The sequence below is a fragment of the Mesorhizobium sp. M0898 genome (assembly GCF_040319695.1).
Classification (GTDB): domain Bacteria; phylum Pseudomonadota; class Alphaproteobacteria; order Rhizobiales; family Rhizobiaceae; genus Mesorhizobium.
In genome coordinates this window covers 82,946-108,589 of the sequence record NZ_JAMYOE010000004.1, presented here as the reverse complement: position 1 = coordinate 108,589, position 25,644 = coordinate 82,946, and the positions used below count along the sequence as shown (strand labels likewise).

22 protein-coding genes are annotated in these 25,644 nt (G+C 64.1%); 7 read left to right on the top strand and 15 right to left on the bottom strand.

What is annotated here, in order from left to right:
• Positions 1–41: 41 nt before the first annotated feature.
• From NKH90_RS07850 to NKH90_RS07820, 7 genes are all read right to left on the bottom strand, one after another.
• Entirely contained in the window at positions 42–1,055 is a 1,014-nt protein-coding gene (locus NKH90_RS07850) for an ABC transporter ATP-binding protein (protein ID WP_352769103.1), read from the bottom strand.
• Positions 1,048–2,160, bottom strand: coding sequence for an ABC transporter ATP-binding protein (locus tag NKH90_RS07845; RefSeq protein ID WP_352818570.1), 1,113 nt, complete (start codon positions 2,158–2,160; stop codon positions 1,048–1,050). Before NKH90_RS07845 ends, NKH90_RS07850 begins: the two co-directional genes overlap by 8 nt.
• Positions 2,161–2,163: 3 nt before the next feature.
• Complete coding sequence (locus NKH90_RS07840) at positions 2,164–2,364, bottom strand: hypothetical protein (protein WP_023676334.1); 201 nt, start codon at positions 2,362–2,364, stop codon at positions 2,164–2,166.
• Positions 2,361–3,311, bottom strand: a complete 951-nt coding sequence (locus tag NKH90_RS07835; protein WP_352448471.1) for a carbohydrate ABC transporter permease — start codon at positions 3,309–3,311, stop codon at positions 2,361–2,363. Before NKH90_RS07835 ends, NKH90_RS07840 begins: the two co-directional genes overlap by 4 nt.
• Positions 3,308–4,255, bottom strand: a complete 948-nt coding sequence (locus NKH90_RS07830) for a carbohydrate ABC transporter permease (protein ID WP_031211681.1) — start codon at positions 4,253–4,255, stop codon at positions 3,308–3,310. Before NKH90_RS07830 ends, NKH90_RS07835 begins: the two co-directional genes overlap by 4 nt.
• Before the next feature lie 110 nt (positions 4,256–4,365).
• On the bottom strand, positions 4,366–5,697 hold the full coding sequence (locus tag NKH90_RS07825; protein ID WP_352448472.1) for an ABC transporter substrate-binding protein: 1,332 nt from the start codon (positions 5,695–5,697) through the stop codon (positions 4,366–4,368).
• A 212-nt stretch (positions 5,698–5,909) separates the two neighbouring features.
• Positions 5,910–6,599 carry a PIG-L deacetylase family protein gene (locus NKH90_RS07820; protein WP_352448473.1) on the bottom strand — a complete coding sequence of 230 codons (690 nt, stop codon included), beginning with the start codon at positions 6,597–6,599 and terminating at the stop codon, positions 5,910–5,912.
• A 27-nt stretch (positions 6,600–6,626) separates the two neighbouring features.
• Here NKH90_RS07820 and NKH90_RS07815 point away from each other — a divergent pair, with 27 nt between their 5' ends.
• The 5 genes from NKH90_RS07815 to nhaA all read left to right on the top strand — a co-directional run bounded on the left by NKH90_RS07815 (position 6,627) and on the right by nhaA (position 13,538).
• Entirely contained in the window at positions 6,627–7,517 is an 891-nt protein-coding gene (locus NKH90_RS07815; RefSeq protein WP_352448474.1) for a DMT family transporter, read from the top strand.
• A 75-nt stretch (positions 7,518–7,592) separates the two neighbouring features.
• Positions 7,593–10,211 (top strand): ATP-dependent helicase HrpB, encoded by a 2,619-nt coding sequence (hrpB, locus tag NKH90_RS07810; RefSeq protein ID WP_352818567.1) that lies wholly within the window; start codon positions 7,593–7,595, stop codon positions 10,209–10,211.
• Positions 10,212–10,300: 89 nt separating this feature from the next.
• Entirely contained in the window at positions 10,301–11,626 is a 1,326-nt protein-coding gene (locus tag NKH90_RS07805) for an ActS/PrrB/RegB family redox-sensitive histidine kinase (protein WP_352448476.1), read from the top strand.
• A gap of 63 nt (positions 11,627–11,689) precedes the next feature.
• Entirely contained in the window at positions 11,690–12,253 is a 564-nt protein-coding gene (locus NKH90_RS07800; RefSeq protein ID WP_023676342.1) for an ActR/PrrA/RegA family redox response regulator transcription factor, read from the top strand.
• Between the two features lie 91 nt (positions 12,254–12,344).
• Entirely contained in the window at positions 12,345–13,538 is a 1,194-nt protein-coding gene (gene nhaA / locus NKH90_RS07795) for a Na+/H+ antiporter NhaA (protein ID WP_352818564.1), read from the top strand.
• 17 nt (positions 13,539–13,555) lie between these two features.
• Here the strand turns inward: nhaA and NKH90_RS07790 are convergent, their stop codons facing one another.
• The 7 genes from NKH90_RS07790 to NKH90_RS07760 form a co-directional block, all read right to left on the bottom strand.
• A complete protein-coding gene (locus tag NKH90_RS07790; protein ID WP_352818561.1) occupies positions 13,556–14,983 on the bottom strand; it encodes a gamma-aminobutyraldehyde dehydrogenase in 1,428 nt (475 codons plus the stop codon).
• 25 nt (positions 14,984–15,008) lie between these two features.
• Positions 15,009–15,824, bottom strand: coding sequence for an ABC transporter permease (locus NKH90_RS07785; RefSeq protein WP_352479858.1), 816 nt, complete (start codon positions 15,822–15,824; stop codon positions 15,009–15,011).
• Positions 15,814–16,764 (bottom strand): ABC transporter permease, encoded by a 951-nt coding sequence (locus NKH90_RS07780; protein ID WP_352614621.1) that lies wholly within the window; start codon positions 16,762–16,764, stop codon positions 15,814–15,816. Before NKH90_RS07780 ends, NKH90_RS07785 begins: the two co-directional genes overlap by 11 nt.
• A gap of 14 nt (positions 16,765–16,778) precedes the next feature.
• Positions 16,779–17,774 carry an ABC transporter ATP-binding protein gene (locus NKH90_RS07775; RefSeq protein ID WP_352540420.1) on the bottom strand — a complete coding sequence of 332 codons (996 nt, stop codon included), beginning with the start codon at positions 17,772–17,774 and terminating at the stop codon, positions 16,779–16,781.
• Positions 17,775–17,964: 190 nt separating this feature from the next.
• On the bottom strand, positions 17,965–19,119 hold the full coding sequence (locus tag NKH90_RS07770; protein ID WP_352540421.1) for an ABC transporter substrate-binding protein: 1,155 nt from the start codon (positions 19,117–19,119) through the stop codon (positions 17,965–17,967).
• Between the two features lie 304 nt (positions 19,120–19,423).
• On the bottom strand, positions 19,424–20,350 hold the full coding sequence (locus tag NKH90_RS07765) for a LysR family transcriptional regulator (RefSeq protein ID WP_023676350.1): 927 nt from the start codon (positions 20,348–20,350) through the stop codon (positions 19,424–19,426).
• A 78-nt stretch (positions 20,351–20,428) separates the two neighbouring features.
• A complete protein-coding gene (locus tag NKH90_RS07760; protein ID WP_352767217.1) occupies positions 20,429–21,205 on the bottom strand; it encodes a DeoR/GlpR family DNA-binding transcription regulator in 777 nt (258 codons plus the stop codon).
• A 434-nt stretch (positions 21,206–21,639) separates the two neighbouring features.
• On the opposite strand from NKH90_RS07760, the gene NKH90_RS07755 reads away from it, so the two are divergent.
• Positions 21,640–22,524 (top strand): phosphotransferase family protein, encoded by an 885-nt coding sequence (locus NKH90_RS07755; protein WP_023676353.1) that lies wholly within the window; start codon positions 21,640–21,642, stop codon positions 22,522–22,524.
• On the top strand, positions 22,521–24,974 hold the full coding sequence (locus tag NKH90_RS07750) for a GcvT family protein (protein WP_352818557.1): 2,454 nt from the start codon (positions 22,521–22,523) through the stop codon (positions 24,972–24,974). Before NKH90_RS07755 ends, NKH90_RS07750 begins: the two co-directional genes overlap by 4 nt.
• An 18-nt stretch (positions 24,975–24,992) precedes the next feature.
• Here the strand turns inward: NKH90_RS07750 and NKH90_RS07745 are convergent, their stop codons facing one another.
• Positions 24,993–25,625, bottom strand: a complete 633-nt coding sequence (locus NKH90_RS07745) for a class I SAM-dependent DNA methyltransferase (RefSeq protein ID WP_352469951.1) — start codon at positions 25,623–25,625, stop codon at positions 24,993–24,995.
• Positions 25,626–25,644 lie beyond the last annotated feature (19 nt).

Genomic DNA, 25,644 nt, shown 5'->3' with positions numbered 1-25,644 from the left:
ATTGCCGGTTGAAAGGTGCCAGGAAAACACTCGCGCAGCGCTCACATCAGCCGTCGCCCATCGGGGCCGAAATACAGCGGCGAGCGATAGCGGATCATGATCTTGTCGCCCTGCGCCAGGTCGGTGTCGGGGTCGGTTAGCGTCACCAGCTTCCTGGTCCCCACCGTCACATGCAGATGGTTCTGGTCGCCGAGATGCTCGACCCAATCGACGACGCCGTCGGCATGGCCGTTCGCCGCCTTCTCGATCGAAAGATGTTCGGTACGGGCACCGATCGTCTTTGTTCCCGCCGGCACGCCGCCATCCGGCAGCAGTCCGACCGGCAACAAATTGATTGCCGGTTGGCCGAGCCTTGCGGCGACGTGAAGGTTTGCCGGCTCAGAATAGATCGTGCGCGGGGAACCGATCTGCACCAGCACGCCGTCGGCGAGAATGCCGATGCGGTCGGCCATGGTCATCGCTTCGATCTGGTCGTGCGTGACGTAGAGCATTGTGGCGCCGAGTTCCGCCTGGATGCGCTTCAGCTCGAGCCTGAGATCGGCGCGCAGCTTGGCGTCGAGCGACGACAGCGGCTCGTCCATCAGGTAGATCGACGGCTTGCGCACCAAAGCGCGGCCGATGGCGACGCGCTGCATCTCGCCGCCAGAGAGTTTGGTCGAGCGATTATTCAGCTTGTGGTGGATGCGCACCATCTTGGCCACGTCCTCGACGCGGCGGCGGATCTGATCCTCCGGCATTTTCCGTGCTGGCGAGCGCAGCGGAAAGGCGAGGTTGTCGTAAACCGACAGATGCGGATAGAGCGAATATTGCTGGAACACGAAAGCGGTGTCGCGCTCGGCCGGCGACAGCGTCGTCGTGTCGTGGCCGGCAATATGGATCGAGCCCGCTTCCGGACGCTCCAACCCGGCGATCAGCCTGAGCGTCGTCGTCTTGCCGGCGCCGGTCGGCCCGAGCAGCACGACGAATTCCCCGTCGGCGATATGCAGGTCGAGATTGTCGACGGCGACATGCTCGCCAAAAGCCTTGGTCACGCTTTTGATGTGAACGTCAGCCATGATGTGCTCTCCCCTGGGAGGCCGAGTCATGGATTTCGGTGCGCACCGCACGCCCGGATCCTTTTGCGAACAGCGACAGCCGCGCGCTGCTCAGCGTCAGGCCCACATGATCGCCCGGATTGAGCCGGATTTCGGCCGGCACCCTGGCCTTGATGATGCCGTCCGCTGTCTCCACCGCGACGATCTGAGTGGTGCCGAGATATTCCGTGCCGTAAATAGCACCGCGCAGCTTCGAAGCGTCATCGAAGCGGATGTGCTCCGGTCGGATGCCAAGCGCCATCTCGGCCGGCGCGACGTCCTCGCGGATCTCCGGCACGGCCACCTTCGCGCCTTGCACAACAATTTCCCTGGCGCCCTTTGAAAGCCCGCCGCCGAAGCCGAGGAAATTCATCGGCGGCGAGCCGATGAAGTCGGCGACGAACATCGTCGCCGGCCGGTCGTAGATCTCGCGCGGCGTGCCGAACTGCTCGATGACGCCGTGGTTCATCACCGCGATCTTGTCGGCCATCGACATCGCTTCCATCTGGTCATGCGTGACATAGACGGTGGTGGCGTGAATGCGGTTGTGCAGTTCTCGCAATTCATGGACCATCAGGTCGCGGAATTCGGTGTCGAGCGTGCCGAGCGGCTCATCCATCAGGAAGCATTTTGGCCGCCGTACGATGGCGCGGCCGAGCGCCACGCGCTGGCGATCGCCGCCGGCAAGCCCGGAGACCGATTTGTTGAGCAGATGGTCGATCCGCAAAAGCTTCGCCGTCTCCTCCACTCGGCTCCGGATTTCAGCGCCTGGCACGCCTTGCGCCAGCAGTGGAAAGCCGATGTTCTTCCGCACATTCATGTGCGGATAGAGCGCGAACAGCTGGAAGACGAAGGCGATGTCGCGCTCGCGGGCACGCCGCATGGTGACGTCCTCGCCGCCAAGCAGGATCTTGCCGCCGGTTGGCAGTTCGAGCCCGGCGATCATGCGCAACGTCGTCGTCTTGCCGCAGCCGGACGGCCCCAGCATGACGAAGAATTCGCCGTCCTCGACGACGAAGTTGGAATCTTGCACGGCGACGAAATCGCCGAATGCCTTCCTCAGATGTTCGACCCTGATCTCGGCCATCGTCTACTCCGGAAATTTCGAGACGATGATGAACATCGCCGTGCCCGCAAGCATGGTGATGAAGGAATAGGTGTAGAGCACCAGTGCGAAGGGCTGGAACAGCATCAGGAAGCCGATGGCGATGATCGCGGTGGCGACGTTTTCCATCAGCCCGCGCCTGGCCCAGACGGGCCAGCGCGATTTGCGTTTTGCGGTCATGCTCATTTACGCACCGCGCCAAAGGTGATGCCGCGCAGCAATTGCTTGCGAAGCAGGATGGTGAAGACCAGGATCGGCACCAGAAAGATCGTCGTGCCGGCCGCGACCGCCGGCCAGTCCTGACCGCCTTCGCCGATGATGGTCGGAATGAAGGGCGGCGCGGTCTGCGCCGTGCCCGAGGTCAGCAGCGCAGCGAAGGCATATTCGTTCCAGGCAAAGATCAGGCAGAAGATGGCGGTTGCGGCAATACCGGTGGTCGCCTGCGGCAGCACCGTGCGCCAGAACGCCTGCAGCCTGGTGTAGCCGTCGATCATCGCCGCTTCTTCATATTCGCGCGGGATCTCGTCGATGAAGCCTTTCAGCAGCCACACCGCCAAGGACACGTTGACCGCCGTATAAAGCAGGATCATGCCGAGAGCCGTGTCCGACAGGCCAAGCTCCCGGTACATCAGGTAGATCGGGATGGCGACCGCGATCGGCGGCATCATCCGCGTCGACAGGATGAAGAACAGAAGGTCGTCGGCGAGCGGCACCTTGAAGCGCGAAAAACCATAGGCCGACAGCGTGCCGAGGAAAACCGCGCAAAACGTCGAGCCGAACGCGATAATCAGCGAATTGACGAAGCGCGGCATGAAGTTGGACGGGCCGGCGATCACCATATTGCGCTTGCGCACCGTCTCGTCGCACAGGCCCGTCGCCGGTCCCAGCGAGTTGATGTATTCCGGTGTTTGCCGAGTCCGGGTCGAGAACAAATTGCAGTAGCCCTCGAGGCTGGGCTGGAACAGGATCTTCGGCGGATAGGCGATCGAATCCGGCGGCGTCTTGAAGCTGGTGGCGAAGATCCACAGCAGCGGCACGATCGAGATCAGCGCGTAGGCGACGATGATGGCGCCGGCGACGCGCTTCGACGTGGCCGACGGCGCGACAACGGAATGGGCTGACGTCAGGCTCATCTCTGCTTCACCTTGTTGAGCGCCTTGACGTAGATGTTTGCGAGGCCAAACACTGCGACGAACAGGATGATGGCGAAAGCCGAGGAATAGCCCGTCCGCCAGCTTTCGAAGGCCTGCCGCTTCAGCGTGATCGAGGCCACTTCGGTGGTCGATCCCGGCCCGCCGCCGGTGAGCAAATTGACCATGTCGAACATCTTGAAGTTCTCGATGCCGCGAAACAGCACCGCCAGCATGATGAAGGGCAGCGCCATCGGCAGCGTGATCGACCAGAACTGCCGCCAGTTGGAGGCGCGGTCGACCTCGGCCGCTTCGTAGATGTATTCGGGGATCGAGCGCAGGCCGGCGAGGCAGATCAGCATTACGTAAGGCGTCCACATCCAGGTGTCGACGATGATGATCGACCATGGCGCCAGTGACACGTTGGAGAGCATGCTGATCTCGGTTGCCGGAATGCCGGTGACGAACGAAACGGCGTAGGCGAACAGCCCGATCTGCGGCTCGTAGAGAAAGCGCCAGAAATTGCCGACCACCGCCGGCGATAGCATCATCGGCACCAGGATGATGGTCGTCCAGAAGGCGTGGCCGCGGAACTTGCGGTCGATCAGCCAGGCCAGAGTGAAGCCGATCAGCGTCTGCAGCAGGATGGTCCAGAACACGAAATGCGCCGTCGTCTGCATGGCGATCCAGATGTCCTGGTCGGCGAGGATGCGCTTGTAGTTGGCCAGCCCGAGGTTCTTCACAACCTCGTTGGGCCGATTGGCGCGAAAATTGGTGAAGGACAGATAGATTGCCCAGAACAGCGGAAAGATGTTGATAGCTAACAGCAACAGGATCGTCGGCGAGATGAACAGCCAGGCGAGGCCCTTGTCGCTGATGCCCCGGACCTTGCGGGCCAACGGCTCGGGCGTAGCCCGGGCAACGCTGTCCGCCGTCCGATTGAGCATGGTCAGTCCTGCTTCGGTCACTTGGCTCGTCTCGACAATGGAATTTATCTGAACTGTGTCCCGTGCCAAGTGGCACGGGACGGTTCGGTCATGGGCTCGGGAGGAGCCGTTTACATCTTGCCATCGTCCTGGAAGACCTCGGTCCAGTCCTTGACCAGGCCGTCGAGCGCATCCTTGGCCGAGCCTTGCCCGGCAACGACATAGTCGTGGAAGCGCTTCTGCGATGCCTGCAACAGCGGGGCATAGCTCGGCTCGGCCCAGAAGTCCTTCACGATGGCCATCGAGTCGAGGAAGGTCTGCGCATAGGGCTGGCTGGCCGGGAAGGCGGGGTCCTTGACGACCGCGTTGAGGCAGGAATAGCCGCCGAGCGACCACCATTTGGACTGCACGTCCTTGTTGGCGAACCATTTGATGTATTTGAGCGCGGCTTCCTGCTTGTCGGAATAGGAGACCACCGAGATGCCCTGGCCGCCGAGCTGGGCGAACTGGTCCCCGTCCGGACCTTTGGGATTGACGAAATAGCCGATCTTGTCGCCGCCGACATTCTCGTCCTTCTGCAGGCCTGGCCAGGTGAAGGCGAAGTTCATGTGCATCGCCACCTGGCCGGATTTGAAGGCATCAACGCCTTCGCCCATGTAGCTGTTCGAGGCGCCGGGAGGGGTGCAGCAATCGTAGAGGGCTTTGTAGAACTCCAGGCCCTTCACCGATTTATCGGAGTTGACGAAGCCTTCCATCTCGTAGGGTTTTTTCGGGTTTTCGTACTGGAAGCCAAAGCTGTAGAGCACGTCCATGGCGCCCATGGTGATGCCTTCCGAGCCGCGCTCGGTGTAGATCGACGCGCCATAGACGGTCTTGCCGTCGATGTCGCGCTTCTGGAAGAATTCGGCGATCTGCTTCAATTGGTCGAAGGTCGTCGGCGGGCCGAGATCCCAGCCGTACTTTTCCTTGAATTCCTTCCGCAGCTCCGGCTTGGAGAACCAGTCCTTGCGGTAAGTCCAACCGACGACGTCACCCATGGCCGGCAGCGCCCAGTAATTCGGCGAGTTCTTCGGCCATTCCGAATAGCCGACGACGGTCGCCGGCACGAAATCATCCATGCTAATCTTCTCCTTGTCGAAGAAGTCGTTCAGCTTGACGTAATGGCCGTTCTCGGCGGCACCGCCGATCCACTGGCTGTCGCCGATGATGAGGTCGCACAGCTTGCCGTGCGAATTCAGCTCGTTGAGAAAGCGATCGGCATAGTTGGTCCACGGCACGAATTCGAATTTCATGCCGATGCCGGTTTCCTTGGTGAAGTCCTTGGACAATTCCACAAGCGCGTTGGCCGGGTCCCAGGCTGCCCAGCAAAGCGTCAGATCTTCTGCCTGCGCGACATTCGAAACGGCTGTCGACGCAAAGAGTGTCGATGCCAGTCCCAACGCCAATTTCAAGGTCGATTTCATGCCTTCCTCCCATTTGCGAAACACGTCCGGATGACGGTTTCAAGAGCCCGCTAAACCCCTCCTCCGGGGCCCAAACACAACGACGCGGCGGCGCACCGGATGTTTAGTAATTTGTTTAGTGATGCAATTTTTACTAAACAAAGCAAGCGAATTCGTTGCTGCACCGCAGCATGCTGGACAGGAAAGCAACGTGAGAAGTTGCGGCGACCTGTCTAGGTCACCGTCTTGTTGCTGACAGCCACCGGACGGATCACTGGGGCCGGCGGCAGCAGCGCGCGGATATCGGCGAAGGGGAAGACTGGCTCGAAGCGGAACGCCTCGGCAAACGATCCGGCTGGGCCGTTGCACTGGCCGGCGCGAAAGGCGTTCTGCGTGCGCGCCGCGTCGACGAAACGCTCGGGATCCTGCGACTGGTGCGCCCTGATCGCCTCCGCCTTGAGATCGAAATGCCTGGAGGTGTCGACGTAGTGCGTTGGCGAAAACCCGGTGCCGCCGAACGTGTCGGCATGTAGCACCGGCACCGAGAATGACGCTGCGATGCGCACGCCATCCGACAGCGCGCGGTGGTCGCCATGATAGTCGTTCGGCGCATGCGTTATCACCAGATCCGGCCCTATCTCGCCGATCAGTGCTTTGAGCGCCCCGATCAGCGCGGCATCCGCGACCAGCCCGCCATCGGGAAAGTCAAGGAAGCGCGGCGTCACGCCAAGCAGGCCGGCCGCCGCCATCGCCTCCTTGCGGCGCGTGCGGGCCAGCGCTGACGGATCGCCGTAGCCGCCCCTGGTGCCATCCGTGGCTATGGCAAAAAAGAGTTCTGCGCCTTGCGCGGCATAGGCCGCCATCGTACCGAACATGAAGATCTCGATGTCGTCCGAATGCGCGCCAAGCGCCAATATCTTCACTCTCATCTCTCCCGGAAATGGAAAAACGTGCCCAACGGAATTCTGCTCGCACTCATCGCCTATGCAAGCTATTCGTGCAGCGACGCCGTTGTCAAAAGCCTGGGCGGGCAGTTCAACGTCTTCGAGATCGGCTTCTTCTCGACATTGTTTGCCGGCTGCTTTCTGCTCTTTGCCAGGCCGGCAGGCGAGCGCTGGCTCGATTTCTGGCGCACCAACCGGCCCTGGGCGGTACAGGCCCGGGCCTGGGCCGGCATCGCCTCGGGCGTGCTCAGCGTCTATGCCTTCACCACCATTCCGCTGGCGGAAGTCTATGCGCTCATCTTTCTGGCGCCGCTGTTCGTCACCATCCTAGCCACGCTGGTCCTCAAGGAGAAGGTCGGCCCGTGGCGGTGGCTGGCGGTGGTCGCCGGCTTTGCCGGGGTCATGCTGGTCGTCAGGCCGGGGTTTCGCGAATTGCATCTTGGTCATCTGGCGGCGTTCATCATCGCCTTCCTGGCCGCCACCAATGTGATCCTGATGCGTTCGCTCGCCGCGCAGGAAAAGCGCACGACGATGCTCGGCGTGCTGATCGGCTACGGCCTGCTCTTCAACGGCGCCGGTGCGGCGGCTACCTCGTTCTCGTTGCCGGATGGCAGGCAATGGGCCTGGCTGGTACTGGCCGGCGCCTTCACCGCCGGCGGCCAGCTGTTGCATCTGCTGGCGGTCAAATACGCACCGGCCAACCGCATCGCGCCGACGCATTACTCGCAGATCGTCTGGGCGGTGGTTCTGGGTGCGCTGTTCTTCAGGGAATATCCGGATTTTCTGTCGCTGGTCGGCTTGGCCGTGGTCGGCGGTTCCGGCCTGCTGACCATGGTGCGCGAGGAGGTGCGGCTCGGCACGGTGCGCTGGAACCCGTTTTCGCGGACCAGGCTTTGAGTCGGCGCCGAGGTTGCGCCGCGACCGCCACCGCTGATATGCGGTTGCTGCCAACTGGCTGCACAGCATAGCACAATGACGACAAAACCCTTGCCGGACCTGCCGGTCTCCGTTGTCTTGCCGGCGCTCAATGAAACGCTGAGCCATGGTAACAGCGCCGTGCTGGTGGCGCCACCCGGTGCCGGCAAGACGACGCTGGTTCCACTGGCGCTGCTCGACGCTGAATGGCTCGGCGCCGGAAAGATCATCCTGCTCGAACCGCGCCGCCTCGCCGCCCGCGCTGCCGCCCGCCGCATGGCCGAATTGCTCGGCCAAGAGCCCGGCGAAACCGTCGGCTATGCCATGCGCATGGAAAACCGCAGTTCCGCAAAGACCAGGGTTCTCGTCGTCACCGAAGGCGTGCTGTCCCGCATGATCCTCGACGACCCGGAACTGCCTGGTGTCGCGGCGGTGCTATTCGACGAGTTCCACGAACGCTCGCTCGACGGCGATTTCGGGTTGGCGCTGGCGCTTGACGTGCAGGGTGCGCTGAGGCCCGAACTCAGATTGCTGGTGATGTCGGCAACGCTCGACGGCGCGCGTGTCGCAAAATTGCTGTCCGGCGCGCCGGTGATCGAGAGCGCGGGCCGCGCCTTCCCGGTCGACATCCGCTATGACGAGCGGCCGGCCGGCGTCACGATCGAGGACGCCATGGCCAAGGCGATCCGCTCGGCGCTTGCCGGGGAGGAGGGCAGCGTGCTCGCTTTCCTGCCCGGCCAGCGCGAGATCGAGCGCACCGCCGAGCGGCTGGCGGGCAAGGTCGGCGCCGATACCGACATCGTGCCGCTCTATGGTATGCTCGACAACAAGGCGCAGGACGCGGCGATCAAGCCGGCGCCGCTCGGCCGCCGCAAGGTCGTGCTGGCGACGTCGATCGCCGAAACCTCCATCACCATCGACGGCGTCCGCGTCGTCATCGATTCCGGCCTGTCGCGGCTGCCGCGCTATGAACCGGCGAGCGGCCTGACGCGGCTGGAGACGGTACGTGCTTCCCGCGCTTCCGCCGACCAGCGCGCCGGCCGTGCCGGGCGCACGCAGCCGGGCGTCGCCATCCGGTTGTGGCGGGCCGAGCAGACGGCGGCCCTGCCGGCCTTCACGCCGCCGGAAATCCTCGAGGCCGATCTTTCCGGCCTGTTGCTCGATAGCGCAGCGTTCGGCGTCGCCGATCCGACCAGTCTATCCTTCCTCGACCCCCCACCGGCTCCGGCGCTCACCGAGGCGAGGGTACTGCTACGTGCGCTCGATGCTGTCGATGCGGCAGGACGCCTGACGGATGCCGGTGCCGCGATGCGCCGGCTGGCGCTACCGGTGCGGCTCGCCCATATGGTCGCCGAGGCGGCAAGGACCGGAGAGGCGCTCGAGGCGGCGATGCTCGCCGTATTATTGACCGAGCGTGGCCTTGGCGGCGATGGTGCCGATCTCGAACGGCGGCTGCTGCGCTTTCGCGCCGAAAGATCGCCGCGCGCCACCGCCGCCCGGCAGCTGGCTGAGAGGCTGGCAAAGCAGGCTTCACCCTCCCCCTCGAGGAGAGGGTCGGCGAGCGAGCCGAGCGCAGCGAGACGAGGGAGACGGGGCGGGGTCGTCGATGCCGTGCCCGAACCGACCCCACCCCGATCCGCTACGCGGATCGACGCGCCGGGGCGAGCCACGGGTCTCGCCCGTCCTTCCGACCCCCTCAAGGGGGAGGGCAGCACAGCCGGCGCTCTCCTCATCCATGCCTGGCCGGATCGGGTCGCCAAAGCGCGCGGCGAGCGTGGCCGCTTCGTGCTTGCCAACGGCTCGGGCGCCATGCTCGACGCCTCCGATCCGCTGGCCGGCGAGACCTGGCTCGTCGTCGCCGACCTGCAGGGCAAGGCGCAGAACGCCCGCATCACCGCAGCGGCAGCCATCGATGAGGCCGACATCCGCACTGCGTTGGCGGAAAAGATCGAGGCCCGCCGCGAGGTGAGCTTCGACCGCGACAGGCGCGCGGTGCGGGTGCGCGAAACGGTTCGCCTCGGCGCCATCACGCTGTCCGAACGCATGCTGCCGGCGCCGACCGGTGCCGACGCGGATCGCGCCATCCTCGACGCCTTGCGCGAACACGGCCTGTCCCTGTTGCCGTGGAACAGGGAGGCGGAGACGTTGCGGCAGCGGCTCGGCTGGCTGCATCGCGGCCTCGGCGTGCCATGGCCCGATGTCTCCGATGCCGCGCTCCTCGAGCGCCTCGACGACTGGCTGCTGCCGTTCCTTTCCGGCGCGGCATCCTTTGCGGCAATCGATCCCAGCGTGCTTTCGCAAGGCCTGATGACGCTGGTGCCGCACGAATTGCAGCGCAAGATCGCCACATTGGCGCCGACCCATTTCGACGCGCCGTCGGGCAGCCGGCTGCCGATCCGCTATGACGGCGAATGGCCGGTGCTGGCGATCCGCGTGCAGGAACTGTTCGGCCTCGACCGGCATCCGGCGATCGCCAACGGCACTGTGCCGCTGACGCTCGAATTGCTGTCGCCGGCGCACCGGCCGATCCAGACGACGCGCGACCTGCCCGGCTTCTGGCGCGGCTCCTGGGCCGATGTGCGGGCAGAGATGCGCGGCCGCTATCCCAGGCATGTCTGGCCGGAGAACCCGCTTCTCGCCGCCGCCACCAGCCGCGCCAAGCCGCGCGGTACCTGATGCTTCCAGACTGTCATCCCGAACCGAGGCCCAGCTTCGACGGTTTTCGGAAAAGACCTCCGGCTGTTTCCCCTCTATAATCACTGGCCATGATAAACATCCTGCACGCACCCGACTTCCAGCAAAGCCAGCGGCTGCGCCTCAACACGCTGATCAGGTTGCGCTGGCTTGCCATCGTCGGCCAGAGCCTGACCGTGCTTGTGGTCGCTTACGGGCTGAAATTTCCGCTACCGGTCAGCATGTGTTTTGCGCTGATCGCCTGTTCGGCCTGGATGAACCTTTTGCTGACTTTCCGCTATCCGGCGGCGCATCGGCTTACCCCGTTCTCGGCCTTCGCCATCCTGACCTTCGACAGCCTGCAGCTTGCCGGCCTGCTCTACATGACCGGCGGCCTTACGAATCCGTTTTCGCTGCTGATGACCGTGCCCGTCGTCGTCTCGGCGACGTCGCTGCCGCTGCGGCTGACCGCCATGCTCGGCGCGCTGGTGATCGTGGCGGCGACGCTGCTGGTCTTTTACCACCTGCCGCTGCCCTGGCATGAGGGGGCGCCATTGGCGATGCCGTTCATCTATGTCGCCGGCATGTGGATGGCGGTGTTCTGCTCCATCGCCTTTACCGCGATCTATGCCTTCCGGGTGGCCGAGGAGGCGCGGCTGCTTGCCAACGCGCTTGCCGCCACGGAATTGGTGCTGCAGCGAGAACAGCATCTCTCGGCCCTCGACGGCCTCGCCGCGGCCGCCGCGCACGAACTCGGCACGCCGCTCGCCACCATCACGCTTGTTGCCAAGGAGATGGAGAAGGCGCTTGGCGAAGATCCGAAATACGGCGAGGACGTGAAGCTGCTGCGTTCGCAGAGCGAGCGCTGCCGCGAAATCCTGAAGCGCCTGACCAGCCTGTCCTCCGAGAGCGAGGTGCACCTCTCGCGCCTGCCGCTGACCTCGCTGGTCGAGGAGGTGACGGCGCCGCACCGCGATTTCGGCATTTCGATCAAGCTTCGGCCGGGCGAGCGCATCGGCCCGGAACCGGTGGGCCGGCGCAATCCCGGCGTCATTTACGGCCTCGGCAATCTGGTCGAGAACGCGGTCGACTTCGCCCGCAACAGCGTGACAGTGCGCTGGAACTGGAATGAGGCCGCCGTCAGCTTCTCGATCATCGACGACGGGCCGGGCTTTCCACCGGAGATCATCGACCGTATCGGAGAACCCTATATGTCGACGCGACAAGGCACCGAAGCCGGCGGCGGCCTCGGCCTCGGCCTATTCATCGCCAAGACCTTGCTCGAACGCTCCGGCGCGACGCTCGATTTCCGCAATTCAAGCGAGCCCGGCGAGGGCGCTATCGTGCAGATATCGTGGCCGCGCAGCGTCTTCCTCAATCCCGAGCAGGCTTCGGCCACCATGTTCGACACGGCCTAAATTGGACAATAGCGTTGCGAAACTATATTTGCGTAAAAATCAGGCAGCAGGATTTTCAGCACGATGAGTACTGACGAAACGATTGGCGCAATGGTCGAAGGCGAGGATACCTCGCTGCTGATCGTGGACGACGACAAGCCGTTCCTGACGCGGCTTGCCCGCGCCATGGAAACCAGGGGTTTCGTGGTCGAGACGGCGGAGAGCGTCGAGGAGGCGGTTGCCAAGGCGCGCGCCAATCCGCCGGCCTATGCGGTGGTCGACATGCGGCTGGCCGACGGCAACGGCCTCGACGTCGTCGCCGCGATTCGCGAGAAGCGCGACGATGCCCGCGCCATCATCCTCACCGGCTACGGCAACATCGCCACCGCGGTGACGGCGGTAAAGCTCGGCGCCATCGACTATCTGTCGAAGCCGGCCGATGCCGACGATATTTTTGCCGCCCTGACCCGCACCGCGGGCGAACGCGCAGCGCCGCCAGAAAATCCAATGTCGGCCGATCGCGTGCGCTGGGAACACATCCAGCGCGTCTACGAAATGTGCGACCGCAACGTCTCGGAAACCGCACGCCGCCTGAACATGCATCGCCGCACGCTGCAACGCATCCTCGCCAAGCGCGCGCCGCGCTAAAGGGCTCTCATTACAGGCTTGCCCGGCCAGCGCTGTTTGCGCATCATCGCTTGGCGGTGTCGGACCTTGCCGCTGATACGACGGAGGCGACATGCAGGACGAAAAGCGGCTGGTCTCCATGCTGCGCGAATTCCTCGACAGCGAGGCGGCCGGCGGCCTCATCCTGATGGCTGCGGCGGCCTTGGCCCTGATCGTCGCCAATTCGCCGCTGGGCGAGGCTTATTTCTCCGCCCTCCATGCCTATCTCGGAGCGCTCAGCGTCTCGCACTGGATCAATGACGGCCTGATGGCGGTGTTCTTCCTGCTGGTCGGTCTCGAGATCAAGCGCGAAATGCTTGACGGCCAGCTGTCGACCTGGCCGCGCCGCGTGCTGCCCGGCATCGCCGCCGCCGGCGGCATGGCAGCGCCGGCACTGGTCTACGTCGCCATCAACCGCAACAATCCAGCCGCTCTGTCCGGCTGGGCGATCCCAACCGCCACCGATATCGCCTTTGCGCTCGGCGTGCTGTCGCTGCTCGGCAGCCGCGTCCCGGGTTCGCTGAAGATATTCCTCACGGCGCTTGCCATCATCGACGATCTCGGCGCGGTGCTCATCATCGCGGTGTTCTATACCAGCGGCCTCTCGCTCGCCTATCTCGGCGCCGCCTTCGCCGTGATCGCGCTGCTGGTGGTGCTCAACCGCATGCGGGTGCTGACGCTGCTGCCGTACATCTTGCTCGGCATCGTTCTGTGGGTTTTGGTGCTCAAATCGGGCGTCCATGCGACGCTCGCCGGCGTCGCGCTGGCCCTCACCATACCGCTGAAGATATCGCCGGGCAGCGGCCATGATCTCGACCATTCGCCGCTGCACCGGCTCGAACACGGCCTGCACAAAGTCGTCGCCTTTTTCGTCATCCCGATTTTCGGCTTTGCCAACGCCGGCGTCTCGCTCGCCGGTCTCAGCGCTGCCGCCCTGGCCGAGCCGCTGACGCTCGGCGTCGCCGCCGGCCTCGTCTTGGGCAAGCTGGTCGGCGTGTTCGGGTCTTCCGCGCTTGCCATCCGGCTTGGCTTCGCCGATCTGCCGGTCAATGCCGGCTGGCTGCACATGGTCGGCATTTCGCTGCTCTGTGGCATCGGTTTCACCATGAGCCTGTTCATCGGCCTGCTCGCCTTCGCCAGCGACGCCGCCCTGCAGGACGCGGTCAAGGTCGGCATCCTCGCCGGCTCTTTCATCGCCGCGCTCCTAGGCGCCGCAGTGCTGCTGGTCGCGCCGGCCGCAGGCGAGGCGGAGGAGGCGGAAGAATAGGCGTCTCCTCGCGGGCGCTACCCGTGAGCGACCATGACGTGGCGGACGGCGGTATAGTCCTCCAGCGCGTAGAGCGACATGTCCTTGCCGTAGCCGGATTGTTTCAACCCGCCATGCGGCATCTCGTTGGTCAGCATGAAATGGGTGTTGATCCAGGTGCAGCCATATTGCAGCCGGGCCGCTGTCGCCATGGCCCGCGAAACGTCCTTGGTCCACACCGACGACGCCAGGCCGTAGTCAGAATCATTGGCCCAGTTCACCGCTTCGTCAACTTCGGAAAAGCGGGTGACCGAGACCACCGGACCGAACACTTCGCGGCGCACGATCTCGTCCTCCTGCAGCGCGCCGGCGACGACGGTCGGCTGGTAGAAGAAGCCGGAGCCCTCGCCCGGCTTGCCGCCCGTGGTGATCTCGATGTGCTTGAGCTCAGAGGCGCGCTCGACGAAGCTCGAGACGCGGTCACGCTGGCGACGCGAGATCAGCGGGCCGATCTCGTTCTCGGTATCGTCGGGGCGATCATACTTGATGGTCGAGACCGCAGTGGAGAGGTCTGCGACGAGCTTGTCGTAGATCTTCTTGCCGGCGTAGATGCGGCAGGCCGCGGTGCAGTCCTGGCCGGCATTGTAATAGCCGAAGGCGCGCAGGCCGTTGACCACCGCGCCGAGATCGGCGTCGTCGAAGACGATGACCGGCGCCTTGCCGCCGAGCTCGAGATGCGTGCGCTTGACCGATTTGGCGGCAGCCTGCAGCACCTTCTTGCCGGTGGCGACGTCGCCGGTGATCGAGATCATGTTGACCTTCGGGTGGTTGATCAGCGTGTTGCCGACGCTGTCGCCGCGACCGAGCACGACGTTGACGACGCCTTCCGGCAGGATCTCGGCAAGGATTTTCGCCAGCTTCAGCGCGGTCAGCGGCGTCTGTTCCGACGGCTTGAAGACGACGGTGTTGCCGCCGGCAATCGCCGGCGCCAGCTTCCAGGCCATCATCATCAGCGGATAGTTCCACGGCGCGATCGACGCGACAACGCCGATGGCGTCGCGGCGGACCATCGAGGTGTGGCCGGGAATGTATTCGCCGGCGACCTGGCCGGGCATCGAGCGGACCGCGCCGGCAAAGAAGCGGTAGCAGTCGACGATCGCCGGGATCTCGTCATTGAGCACGGCATTGATCGGCTTGCCGCAGTTCAGCGCCTCGAGCGCCGCGAAATCCTGTGCAGCAGCCTCGATGCGATCGGCGATCTTCAGGAGATAGCCGGCGCGCTGCGCCGGTGTTGTGCGGGACCAGGTGACGAAGGCGTTTTCGGCAGCAAGCACGGCCGCCTCGATCTGCGCTGGGCTGGCCTCAGGCAGATTGAGGATGGTCGCCCCGGTTCTCGGGTTGAGGATCGGCTCCTCGGTCTCGGTGCCTTTTTCGAATTTCGAGCCGATCAGCATCTGCGTGTCCATGGAAGTCTCTCCCTTATGAACGAGATCATTTGCCCGAACCGGCGATCTGGTCGCCGTCGCGGGTCAGGTAATAGGCAGCGAGGATTGGGAGCAGCGTCACCAGCACTACCACCATCGCCACGACATTGGTGACCGGACGCTGGCGCGGACGGATCAATTCTTCGAGCATCCAGATCGGCACCGTCTGCTGCTGGCCGGCGGTGAAGGTGGTGACGATGACCTCGTCGAAGGACAGCGCAAAGGCAAGCATGCCGCCGGCCAGCAGCGCGGTTGCGATGTTGGGCAGCACGACATGCCGAAAGGTCTGGAAACCATCGGCGCCGAGATCCATCGACGCCTCGATCATCGAGCCGGACGTGCGGCGGAAACGGGCGACCGCATTGTTGTAGACGACGACCACGCAGAAAGTGGCGTGGCCGAGCACGATCGTCCAGAACGAGAACGGGATTTCGGCCAGCGCGAAGGCCGAGCGCAGCGCGATGCCGGTGATGATGCCGGGCAGCGCGATCGGCAGGATGACCAGCAGCGAGATGGTTTCGCGGCCGAAGAATTTTGTGCGGGACACGGCAGCGGCGCACAGCGTGCCCAGGACCAGCGCGATGGCAGTCGAGATCGCCGCGACCCGCACAGACAATGACAGCGCCTGCCAGACGTCGGGGCGGTTCCAGGTGACGGCGAACCATTGCGTGGTCAGGCCCGGCGGCGGCCAGACGAAGCTCTTCTCCTCGGTGGTGAAGGCATAGACGAAGATCAGCAGGATCGGCAAATGCAGGAAAAGCAGGCCGCCGGTGGCAGCGAGCTTCAGGCCGATCGGCGCGGATGGGCCACGGTCAGAGCGCATCGAAAGCCCCCATGCGCTTGGCGCCCCAGAGGTAGAAGCCCATGATGACGATGGGCACCACGGTGAAGGCGGCGGCGAGCGGGATATTGCCGGCGGTGCCTTGCTGCGAATAGACGGCCTGGCCGATGAACAGCCGCGAGGTGCCGATGATCTGTGGGATGATGTAGTCGCCGAGCGTCAGCGAGAAGGTGAAGATCGAGCCGGCGACGATGCCGGGCAGCGCCAGCGGGAACAGCACGTTGCCGAAGGTCTGCCCGGGCGAGGCGCCGAGATCGGACGAAGCCTCGACCAAATTGCCCGGCACGCGCTCGAGTGCGGCCTGCACCGGCAGGATCATGAACGGCAGCCAGACATAGACGAAGACGATGAAGGTACCGGTTGAGGAGACCGACAGCGAGTTGCCGCCGACGACCGGCAGCGACAGCCAGGCATCAAGCAGCCACAGAAGATGCAATTTGGCCAGCAGCCAAGTCAGGATGCCTTCCTTGGCGAGAATCAGCTTCCACGCATAGATCTTGACCAGGTAGCTCGACCACAGCGGCAGCATGACGCCGAGATAAAACAGCGCCTTCCAACGGCCGCGCGCATAGCGCGCCGCGTAATAGGCGATGGGAAAGGCGATGACCGCCGCCGCCAGCGTCACCAGCGCCGCCATAGTCACCGTGCGCAGGATGATGTCGAGATTGGCGGCCTGCAGCAGGTCGCCATAGGTCTTCAGCGTGAACTCGCGGTTGATCAGGCCGGAGAACTCATCGATCGAAAAGAAGCTCTGCAAAAGCAGCGCAAACAGCGAGCCGATATAGACGATGCCGAGCCAAAGAACCGGGGGTAGCAGCATCAAGAGCAGCAAGAATTGCGGCCGGCGCCAGAAGAGATCGGAGAGCCCGCCGCGTACGCCACCACTTCGCGGCAGGATGGCGGGGGCCGTGGCCCGCGGCATGGCAGCGTCCAGGCTCATCCGAGCTCGTCCATCAGATGCAAATGCTCGCGCTTGAAGGTGAGCACCACCGCCTCGCCTTCCCCCGGCAGCACAGCACCCGCCGGCACGATGGCATGCAGTCGCAAGCCCTCTGCATCGAGCGCCAGTCTTGTCGTGGCGCCGAGATAGTTGGTCGAGACCAGGCGGGCGGCAACCCCTTCGCCGTTGGCCCGGCCAATACGGATGGATTCGGGCCGCAGGCTGCCCCAGCGATACTGGCCGGCATAGCGCTGGACGAAATCCGGCGGCAGCACGTTGGACGAGCCGACGAAATCGGCGACGAAGCGGGTCTTGGGGCGCTGGTAGATGTCTTCCGGCGTGCCGATCTGCATGATCTTGCCGTCATTGAAGACGGCCACGCGGTCGGCCATCGACAGCGCTTCGCCCTGGTCGTGGGTGACGAACACGAAGGTGATGCCGAGCGCCTTCTGCAGCGATTTCAACTCCTCCTGCATGTTTTCGCGAAGCTTGAGGTCGAGGGCGCCGAGCGGCTCGTCGAGCAACAGCACCTTGGGCTGGTTGACCAGCGCACGGGCGAGCGCGACGCGCTGGCGCTGGCCGCCGGAAAGCTGGCCAGGGCGACGGGCGCCGTAGCCGGGAAGCCGCACCAGCGCCAGCGCTTCTTCCGCCGCCTGTTGCCGCTCCGGTCTGCCGACGCCCTTGACCATCAGCCCATAGGCGACGTTGTCGAGCACGTTGAAATGCGGGAACAGCGCATAATCCTGGAACACGGTGTTGACGTTGCGGCGATAGGGCGGCACGCCCTCGGCGCGTTCGCCGAAGATCGAGATCGAGCCCGCCGTCGGCTGCTCGAAACCGGCGATGAGGCGCAGGCACGTCGTCTTGCCCGAGCCGGAAGGCCCGAGCATGGCAAAGAACTCGCCCGGCACGATGTCGAGATCGACCGCGTCAACGGCACGCACGCTGCCGAAATGGCGAGAGACGTTTTGGAAGGAAACGGCGGAGGTCATGGGGCTGTCCTGATCTGTCAGGCTCATCAAATTTCAGGCGGTAGCGCTGCCTCTTATCCGCCTGCCGGCACCTTCTCCTCGTATAGTGGACGGGGAGAAGGGAGGCGCTCCAACGCTGGCGACCCCCCGGTTCTTCACCGGGAGAGGGTAAGGGTGAGGGGCAGCGCCGAGCTTCGTAGGTGAGGCGAACTCACCGCCCGCCGATGACGCCGATATAGTCCGACACCCAGCGGTAATAGGGCACGCACTGGTCGTTCTGGGTGGCGCATTTCGAGACCGGCGTCTTCCAGAACTTGATCTTGTCGAAATTGTCGTAACCGTTGGTCTTGCAGCCTTCCTCGCCGAGCAGTTCGTTGCCCTTGCAGGCGGCGGGCACCACCGGCAGCGAGCCGAACCAGGCGGAGACGTCGCCCTGCACTTTTGGCGACAGCGAATGCTCCATCCACATGTAGGCGCAGTTTGGGTGGGCAGCATCGGCCTCCATCATCGTGGTATCGGCCCAGCCGGTGACGCCCTCCTCGGGGATAGTCGAGGCGACCGGCTTCTTGGCCGCGATCAGCGTGTTTACCTGGTAGGGCCAGGAACCGGAGGCGACGACGCCTTCGTTCTGGAAATCGTCGACCTGGATGGCGGCGTCGTGCCAATAGCGTCCGACCAGCGTACGCTGGACCCGCAGCAGGTCGAGCGCCGCCTTGTACTGATCCTCGGTCAGTTCGTACGGATCCTTGATGCCGAGCTCCGGCTTGTGAGCCATCAGGTAATTGGCAGCGTCGGCGATGTGGATCGGCCCGTCATAGGCTTGGACGCGGCCCTTGTTCGACTTGCCGTCGGGAAGCTTCATTTCCTCGAAGACCACGTTCCAGCTCTTCGGCGCCTCCTTGAACACTTCGGTGTTGTACATCAGCACGTTCGGCCCCCACTGATAGGGGACGCCGTAATGGACTCCGCCGACGGTGAACCAGGGCGCATCCTTCAGCCGGTTGTCGACCGTCTTCCAGCTCGGTATGAGGTCGGTGTTGATCGGCTGGACGCGCTTGCCGGCGACAAGGCGCAGCGAAGCGTCGCCCGAGGCGGTGACGAGATCGAAGCCGCCCTCGTTCATCAGCGAGACCATCTCATCGGAGGTGTTGGCGGTCTTGACGTTGACCTTGCAGCCGGTTTCCTTCTCGAACGAAGTGACCCAATCATAGGCCTTGTCGGTTTCGCCGCGCTCGATATAGCCCGGCCAGGCGACGATATTGACCTCGCCTTCGCCTTTGCCGAGCTCCTTGACCTGGGCGATGGCCTGGCCGGAGAAGCTCAGCGCGACCGTCAAGGCAGTGCATGATTTCAGCAATGAATTCATCGTCGATCTCCCATTTTTGCATGACCTCGAAACCGGTTTCGGGTTTCGGAAGAAGATCATGCGCCCGTTCAAAAACGTTGGATGCGCGGCTCTGAAGGGCCGTGCTCCTCGCATCGACCCGAAAATCGGAATCGATTTTCGGAAAGCCCGATGCGAAAACTAAAAGTCTTAGAGCGTACTATGTGCGTCCAATTGGACGCACGTCGCTCTAACGGCAGCTTTGTTCCCTGACCGAAAAGTGCTGCGAAATTTCCGGTTTCGCAAATTCATTTATCAGAAAGCCGATATCGATTTTTCCGATACGTCAGCGGCCAATCTTCTCGGGCCGTTGGCGCACCATGCGCTGCGACTGGGCAAGTCCGATGAAGTCGCGCGCCGCCTGCGGCAGACCGGAGCCGCGCCGCCAGACCATGCCGACCTGGACGACCGGCAACGACCCCGAAATATCGCGCGATTCGATGCGGTCGCCTTCCAGCGACCATGGCCGGTAGACGAGGTCGGGCAGCAGCGCCACGCCGGCGCCGGTAGCGACGAGGCTGCGCACCGCTTCGACCGAGCGGGTGCGGAAGGCGACATGCGGCTTGGCGCCGATTGCCGTCAGCAGCTTTCCGGTATTCTCCTCGATCTCGTCGACGGTCAGCATGATCAGCGGTTCCGAGGCGATGTCGCCGATGCCGATGATGTCGGCACCGGCCAAGGGGTGGCCGAGCGGCAGCCACAGCCGGTAGGCCGAGACTTCGAGGATTTCGGACTGCAGTGCCGTGCGGTCGCGCAGGTTCGAGGTGACCATGACGGCAATGTCGAGCTTGCCGCCAATTAACAGGTGCTCGAGATAGTCGCCATTGTCCTCGATCGCCGAGACCTCGACACCCGGATAGGCGCGGCGGTAGCGGGCAAGAAGATCGGAAAGCACATAGCCGGCGACCAGCGAGGTGACGCCAAGTTGCAGCCGCCCGCTTGCCGCGGCCTGTTCGCCGAAGAAGGCGCGGCGCGCATCGGAAACGTCGGCCAGGATCTTTCTCGCATGGCGCAGGAACTGGTGGCCTTTGTGGGTGATGTTCAAGCCGCGCGGGTGGCGCTCGAACAGCTCGACGCCGAGATCGTGCTCCAGCTCCTTGATCGCCTCGGTGACCGACGATTGCGAGATCGACAGGTTCTGGGCGGCGCCCGACACCGTGCCCTGCTCGGCGACGGCGATGAAGAACTGCAATTGGCGGATGGTGAAAGCCATGGCCGGACTAAACACGGCAGACGCGGCGCTGGGAAGTGGGTGCTGGAGCAGATCTCCCGACAGAGCTCACGATAGAGCTCAGCCCTCGCTTCCGCCATCGGCAATGCTGAGCCGTGCGCCGGCCTGGGCGAGGGCGGCGCCGATGTCGTGCGGCGGCGGACGGTCGGTCGCGAGTTCGGAAAAGCCGCCGAAGCCGCAGACCTGAACAAGGCCCTGGCGGCCGAATTTGCTATGGTCGGTGACGACAAGCGAACGCTGGCCGCGCGACAGCACCATGCGGGCGAATTCGGCCTCTTCCAGATCATAGTCCATGACGCCGGTTATGGCATCGACCGCACCGGTCGATATCACTGCATGGCTGACGGAAAAGCGGCTGACGAATTCGATGGCCGAGACGCCGAAGGCAGCACCGGAATCGCTGCGCAGCTCGCCGCCGGCCATGTAGACCTTATTGCCGTTGACGGTGGCCAGTGTGCGGGCGATGTCGGAGGAGTTGGTGACGACCGTCAGCCGCCGGTGGCCGAGCAGTTCCCGGGCCAGGAAAGAGGTGGTGGTGCCGGTGTCGAGCATGATCGATTCGCCGTCGCGGATGGTGGCGGCGACCATGCGCGCTATTGCCCGCTTGGCATCGGCGTTCTCGCGCATGCGCCGCTCGAACGGCGCTTCGCCGGCAATCGACGGCAGGCCGACGGCGCCGTGCATCTTGAGGATGGAACCGTCGCTGGTCAGTGGCTTGACGTCGCGGCGTACTGTCTCCAGCGAGACGCCCAGCCGGTCGGCCAGGCTCGCAATGGTCACGGTGCCTTCCTCCTTGAGGAGGCGCAGGATTTCGCCATGCCGCTTCGAGTGGACCATCGGTTCCATCCGGTCGGATTGTTGCACCGCTGACCGCTTCTACGGCATAAATGCCACTAACTCCAAGGAATTTAGCAAAATTCGGGCAAAAAACCAGAAAATACCACAATTTCGCGTTGACAACGCCTCCAGCGTGGCGCGACATTATCGCTGTGACAGGCTCGGAACGGAGGACGACGGCTGAGCCGCACGAAAAATCGCTGCCCGAACGCCCGGGAGATCGTCGGGTGCAAGGGTGCCGAAATTCAGGATCCGCGGGGGCGGATGCCGGCGTCGAAGAACCCGGCACAAAGGGGCTCGTCGGTGCGGTGCGGGATACCGATCCCGAGATCTGCACCGACGAGATCTTCGCGTTGCCTCCATTCCTCCGTCCGATTGTCATCGCTGGCCAGCCGTGACATGCGTGGAAAATTGACCCAATGTTGGACGAGATCGTGACTGTCGAAGACCGCATCCGTGCGCTGCCTTGCTGGACCGGCAGCATCGACATCGCGCCGCTGCCGGGCGGGCTGAGCAATGCCAATTATCTGGTCAAGGACGCGGCCGGGCGGCACGTCGTGCGGCTCGGCCAGGACTATCCGTTCCACCATGTCTTTCGCGAGCGCGAGATGATGACGGCGCGGGCAGCGCACGCGGCAGGCTTCGCTCCGGCCGTCCACTACACTGGACCCGGCGTCATGGTGACGGAGTATCTCGGCGCCAAGGCCTATGTCGCGCAGGACGTGCGCGCCGATCTCGGCCGCGTTGCCGCGTTGCTGCGCGGTTTCCATCGGGAGATGCCCGGTCATGTCTCCGGCGCCGGCTTCATGTTCTGGGTATTCCATGTCATTCGCGACTATGCGCGCACGCTGGAGGAAGGCCGCAGCCGCAAGCTGGGCGAACTGCCGCGCCTGCTGACGCTGGCGGACGAGCTCGAGCGCGCGCAAAAGCTGCTGCCGATCGTCTTCGGCCATAATGACCTCTTGCCGGCTAACATAATCGACGACGGTCACAGGCTGTGGCTCATCGATTTCGAATATGCAGGCTTCAACACCGCGATGTTCGACCTTGCCGGCGCGGCGTCGAATGCAGGCATGAGCGACGAGGAGTCCTTCGCCTTCCTGACCGCCTATTTCATGAAGGAGCCGGACCCGGCGATACGGCGCTCGCACGCCGCCATGCAATGCGCGTCGCTGCTGCGTGAGGCGATGTGGGGCATGGTTTCCGAGCTTTACCTCGACGCGCCCGGTGTCGACTACGCCGCCTATGCCGACGAAAACCTGGCGCGGCTCGAAGCCGCCCTGGAAAACTACAGGACAAAATACGGGACGCGGACATGACCTTGCCCGCCCAGGCCGGGATCGTCGTCATCGGCGGTGGCATCATCGGCTGTTCGACGGCCTATCATCTGGCGCGCGACCACAAGGCCGAAATCGTGCTGCTCGAACAGGGCAAACTGACCTCGGGTTCGACCTGGCATGCTGCCGGGCTGGTCGGCCAGCTGCGCTCGTCGGCGTCGATCACGCGCGTGCTCAAATATTCGGTAGATCTCTACAAGGGGCTGGAAGCCGAAACCGGCCTCGCCACCGGCTGGAAGATGACTGGCTGCCTGCGCCTCGCCACCAATGCCGACCGCTGGACCGAGTATAAGCGGCTGGCAACGACGGCTAAGAGCTTCGGCATGGACATGCATCTGCTGTCGCCGGCCGAGGTCAAGGAGATGTGGCCGCTGCTGGAAACCGGCGACCTCGTCGGCGCGTCCTGGCTGCCGACCGACGGTCAGGCAAGCCCTTCCGACATCACCCAGTCGCTGGCCAAGGGTGCGCGCATGCATGGCGCAAAATTGTTCGAGGAGGTGCGGGTCACCGGCTTCGAAATGAGAGACGGCCGCATCACCGCGGTAAAGACCAGCAAGGGCGATATCGCCTGCGACAAGGTGGTGAACTGCGCCGGGCAATGGGCGCGGCAGGTGGGTGCGCTCGCCGGGATAAACGTGCCGCTGCAGCCGGTGAAGCACCAGTACATCATCACCGAAAAGATCGATGGCCTGCCGACCGACGCGCCGACAATTCGCGACCCCGATCGCCGCACCTATTTCAAGGAGGAGGTCGGCGGGTTGGTGATGGGCGGCTACGAGCCGAACCCGCAGGCGTGGACGACCGGTCTGCCGGGCGGCGATGTGCCGGACGATTGGGAGTTCCGGCTGTTCGACGATGATTACGATCATTTCGAGCAGCATATGAGCCAGGCGATCGAGCGTGTCCCGGCGCTCGCCAATGCCGGCGTCAAGCAGATGATCAACGGGCCGGAGAGCTTTACGCCGGATGGCAATTTCATCCTCGGTGTGGCGCCGGAATGCGCCAATATGTTCGTCGGCGCCGGCTTCAATGCCTTTGGCATCGCGTCCGGCGGCGGCGCCGGCTGGGTGCTGGCGCAATGGGTCGTCGACGGCGAGGCGCCGCTCGATCTGTGGGTGGTCGACATCCGCCGCTTCTCCGATCTCCACCGCGACCGGCAATGGGTCCGCGACCGCACGCTGGAAGCCTATGGCAAGCACTACACGATCGGCTTCCCGCATGAGGAATATGTCAGCGGCCGGCCGCGCATCGTCTCGCCTTTGTACGAGCGGCTGCAAAAACATCGCGCCGTGTTCGGCTCGAAACTTGGCTGGGAGCGGCCGAACTGGTTCGCGCCGGAAGGCATCGAGCCGAAGGACGTCTATTCGATGGGCCGGCAGAACTGGTTCCCGGCGGTTGGCGACGAGCACCGCCACGTGCGCGAAAAGATCGGTATTTTCGACCAGTCGTCTTTCGCCAAATACGAAATGACCGGAGCCGACGCGCTGAAGGCGCTGGACTGGATCTGCGCCAACGACGTCGCCAAGCCGGTCGGCCGGCTGACCTACACGCAGCTTCTCAACACGCGCGGCGGCATCGAGGCCGATTTGACCGTGGCGAGGCTCGGTGAGGAAAAATTCTACATCGTCACCGGCACCGGTTTCCGCACGCATGATTTCTCCTGGATTGCCGATCATATCGGCAGGGAGTTCGACGTGACGCTGACCGACGTCACGGAGGATTTCGGCACATTGTCGCTAATGGGGCCGCGCGCCCGTGACGTGCTGTCAGCGGTGACCGATGCCGACGTCTCGAATGCCGCCTTTCCATTCGGCCATGTTCGCGAGATCGCCATTGCCGGTCACGCCGTCCGGGCACTGCGCGTCACCTATGTCGGCGAACTCGGCTGGGAACTGCATGCGCCGATCGCGGCGACGGGCGAGGTTTTCGACGTGCTGATGACGGCGGGCGCTGTCCACGACATTCGCCCGGTCGGCTATCGGGCGCTGGAATCGCTGCGGCTGGAAAAGGGCTACCGCGCCTGGGGCGCCGACATTACACCCAACGACACGCCGCAGGAGGCCGGCCTCGGCTGGGCGGTGAAGCTCAGGAAGAACACCGATTTCCTCGGCCGGCGGGCGCTTGAAAAGCTCGATGGCTCGACGCTCGGCAAACGCTTTGCCGGCTTCACCGTCGATGATCCGGCCGTCGTGCTGCTCGGGCGCGAGACCATCCTGCGCAACGGCGAGGCGGTCGGTTATCTCACCAGCGGCGGCTATGGCTACACCATCGGCAAGAACATCGGCTACGGCTATGTGCGCAATGCCGATGGCGTCAACGATGATTTCCTTACCTCCGGCAACTACGAGCTGGTGGTGGCAATGGAACGGACGCCGGCTAAGATACACCTCGAGCCGCTTTACGATCCGGCAGGAGCAAAGGTGAAGGCATAGAGCCTTCCGGTTTCAGCCTCAGTTCACGATGAGCACCAGCCCCCGGCTCGGCACGGTATCGGCCTCGCCTGGCATCGAAACATAGGGCGGCGTCTCTTCGGCGCGCGTGACGGTGCCTTGCGCCTCGAGCTCGGCGATCCGCGCGGCAAACCCGGCATCCCACAGCGTGTTCTTCACTGTCAGCACGATCACCCCGCCCGGCCGGCAGATGCGGATCAGCTCGTCCAGACCCTCGGCCCCGACATGGCCGGACGTGAAGACGCCGGCTGAGATGATCCCGGCATAGGCGTCGTCCACGAAGGGCAGCGGTCCGCCAAGCGCCAGGCAGTGCAGCGCTGAATAGACGCCCTTGCGCGCGGCTTGCGCCAGCATGCCTTCCGAGATGTCGAGCGCCTCGACCTGCGGATAACCGGTAATGGCAAGCCATTCGCCGATGAGCCCGGTGCCGGCGCCGGCATCGAGCAGAGGAGCGGCGCCGCGCGCCAGATGGCGGGCCAGCAAGGCAAGGCAGATGGTGGGATGGCGATAGCCAGCCACCGACATGTCGGCGTCATAGGTGCCTGCCCACCTGTCGTAAAGAGCCGCGACGTCTTCCGGCCGCTTCGCCGCATAGGCTGCGGCGAGCGCGCTCTGATGTTTGCTGTTTGTCATTGCTGTCCGTCGCCTGGTA

Coding starts and splice junctions, on each gene's coding strand:
- NKH90_RS07765 (WP_023676350.1), bottom strand. CDS start 20,350: ATGGCTTTCACCATCCGCCAATTGCAGTTCTTCATCGCCGTCGCCGAG.
- NKH90_RS07850 (WP_352769103.1), bottom strand. CDS start 1,055: ATGGCTGACGTTCACATCAAAAGCGTGACCAAGGCTTTTGGCGAGCAT.
- NKH90_RS07825 (WP_352448472.1), bottom strand. CDS start 5,697: ATGAAATCGACCTTGAAATTGGCGTTGGGACTGGCATCGACACTCTTT.
- NKH90_RS07750 (WP_352818557.1), top strand. CDS start 22,521: ATGACCTTGCCCGCCCAGGCCGGGATCGTCGTCATCGGCGGTGGCATC.
- NKH90_RS07790 (WP_352818561.1), bottom strand. CDS start 14,983: ATGGACACGCAGATGCTGATCGGCTCGAAATTCGAAAAAGGCACCGAG.
- NKH90_RS07830 (WP_031211681.1), bottom strand. CDS start 4,255: ATGCTCAATCGGACGGCGGACAGCGTTGCCCGGGCTACGCCCGAGCCG.
- NKH90_RS07805 (WP_352448476.1), top strand. CDS start 10,301: ATGATAAACATCCTGCACGCACCCGACTTCCAGCAAAGCCAGCGGCTG.
- NKH90_RS07770 (WP_352540421.1), bottom strand. CDS start 19,119: ATGAATTCATTGCTGAAATCATGCACTGCCTTGACGGTCGCGCTGAGC.
- NKH90_RS07845 (WP_352818570.1), bottom strand. CDS start 2,160: ATGGCCGAGATCAGGGTCGAACATCTGAGGAAGGCATTCGGCGATTTC.
- NKH90_RS07780 (WP_352614621.1), bottom strand. CDS start 16,764: ATGCCGCGGGCCACGGCCCCCGCCATCCTGCCGCGAAGTGGTGGCGTA.
- nhaA (WP_352818564.1), top strand. CDS start 12,345: ATGCAGGACGAAAAGCGGCTGGTCTCCATGCTGCGCGAATTCCTCGAC.
- NKH90_RS07785 (WP_352479858.1), bottom strand. CDS start 15,824: ATGCGCTCTGACCGTGGCCCATCCGCGCCGATCGGCCTGAAGCTCGCT.
- hrpB (WP_352818567.1), top strand. CDS start 7,593: ATGACGACAAAACCCTTGCCGGACCTGCCGGTCTCCGTTGTCTTGCCG.
- NKH90_RS07800 (WP_023676342.1), top strand. CDS start 11,690: ATGAGTACTGACGAAACGATTGGCGCAATGGTCGAAGGCGAGGATACC.
- NKH90_RS07835 (WP_352448471.1), bottom strand. CDS start 3,311: ATGAGCCTGACGTCAGCCCATTCCGTTGTCGCGCCGTCGGCCACGTCG.
- NKH90_RS07745 (WP_352469951.1), bottom strand. CDS start 25,625: ATGACAAACAGCAAACATCAGAGCGCGCTCGCCGCAGCCTATGCGGCG.
- NKH90_RS07760 (WP_352767217.1), bottom strand. CDS start 21,205: ATGGTCCACTCGAAGCGGCATGGCGAAATCCTGCGCCTCCTCAAGGAG.
- NKH90_RS07775 (WP_352540420.1), bottom strand. CDS start 17,774: ATGACCTCCGCCGTTTCCTTCCAAAACGTCTCTCGCCATTTCGGCAGC.
- NKH90_RS07840 (WP_023676334.1), bottom strand. CDS start 2,364: ATGAGCATGACCGCAAAACGCAAATCGCGCTGGCCCGTCTGGGCCAGG.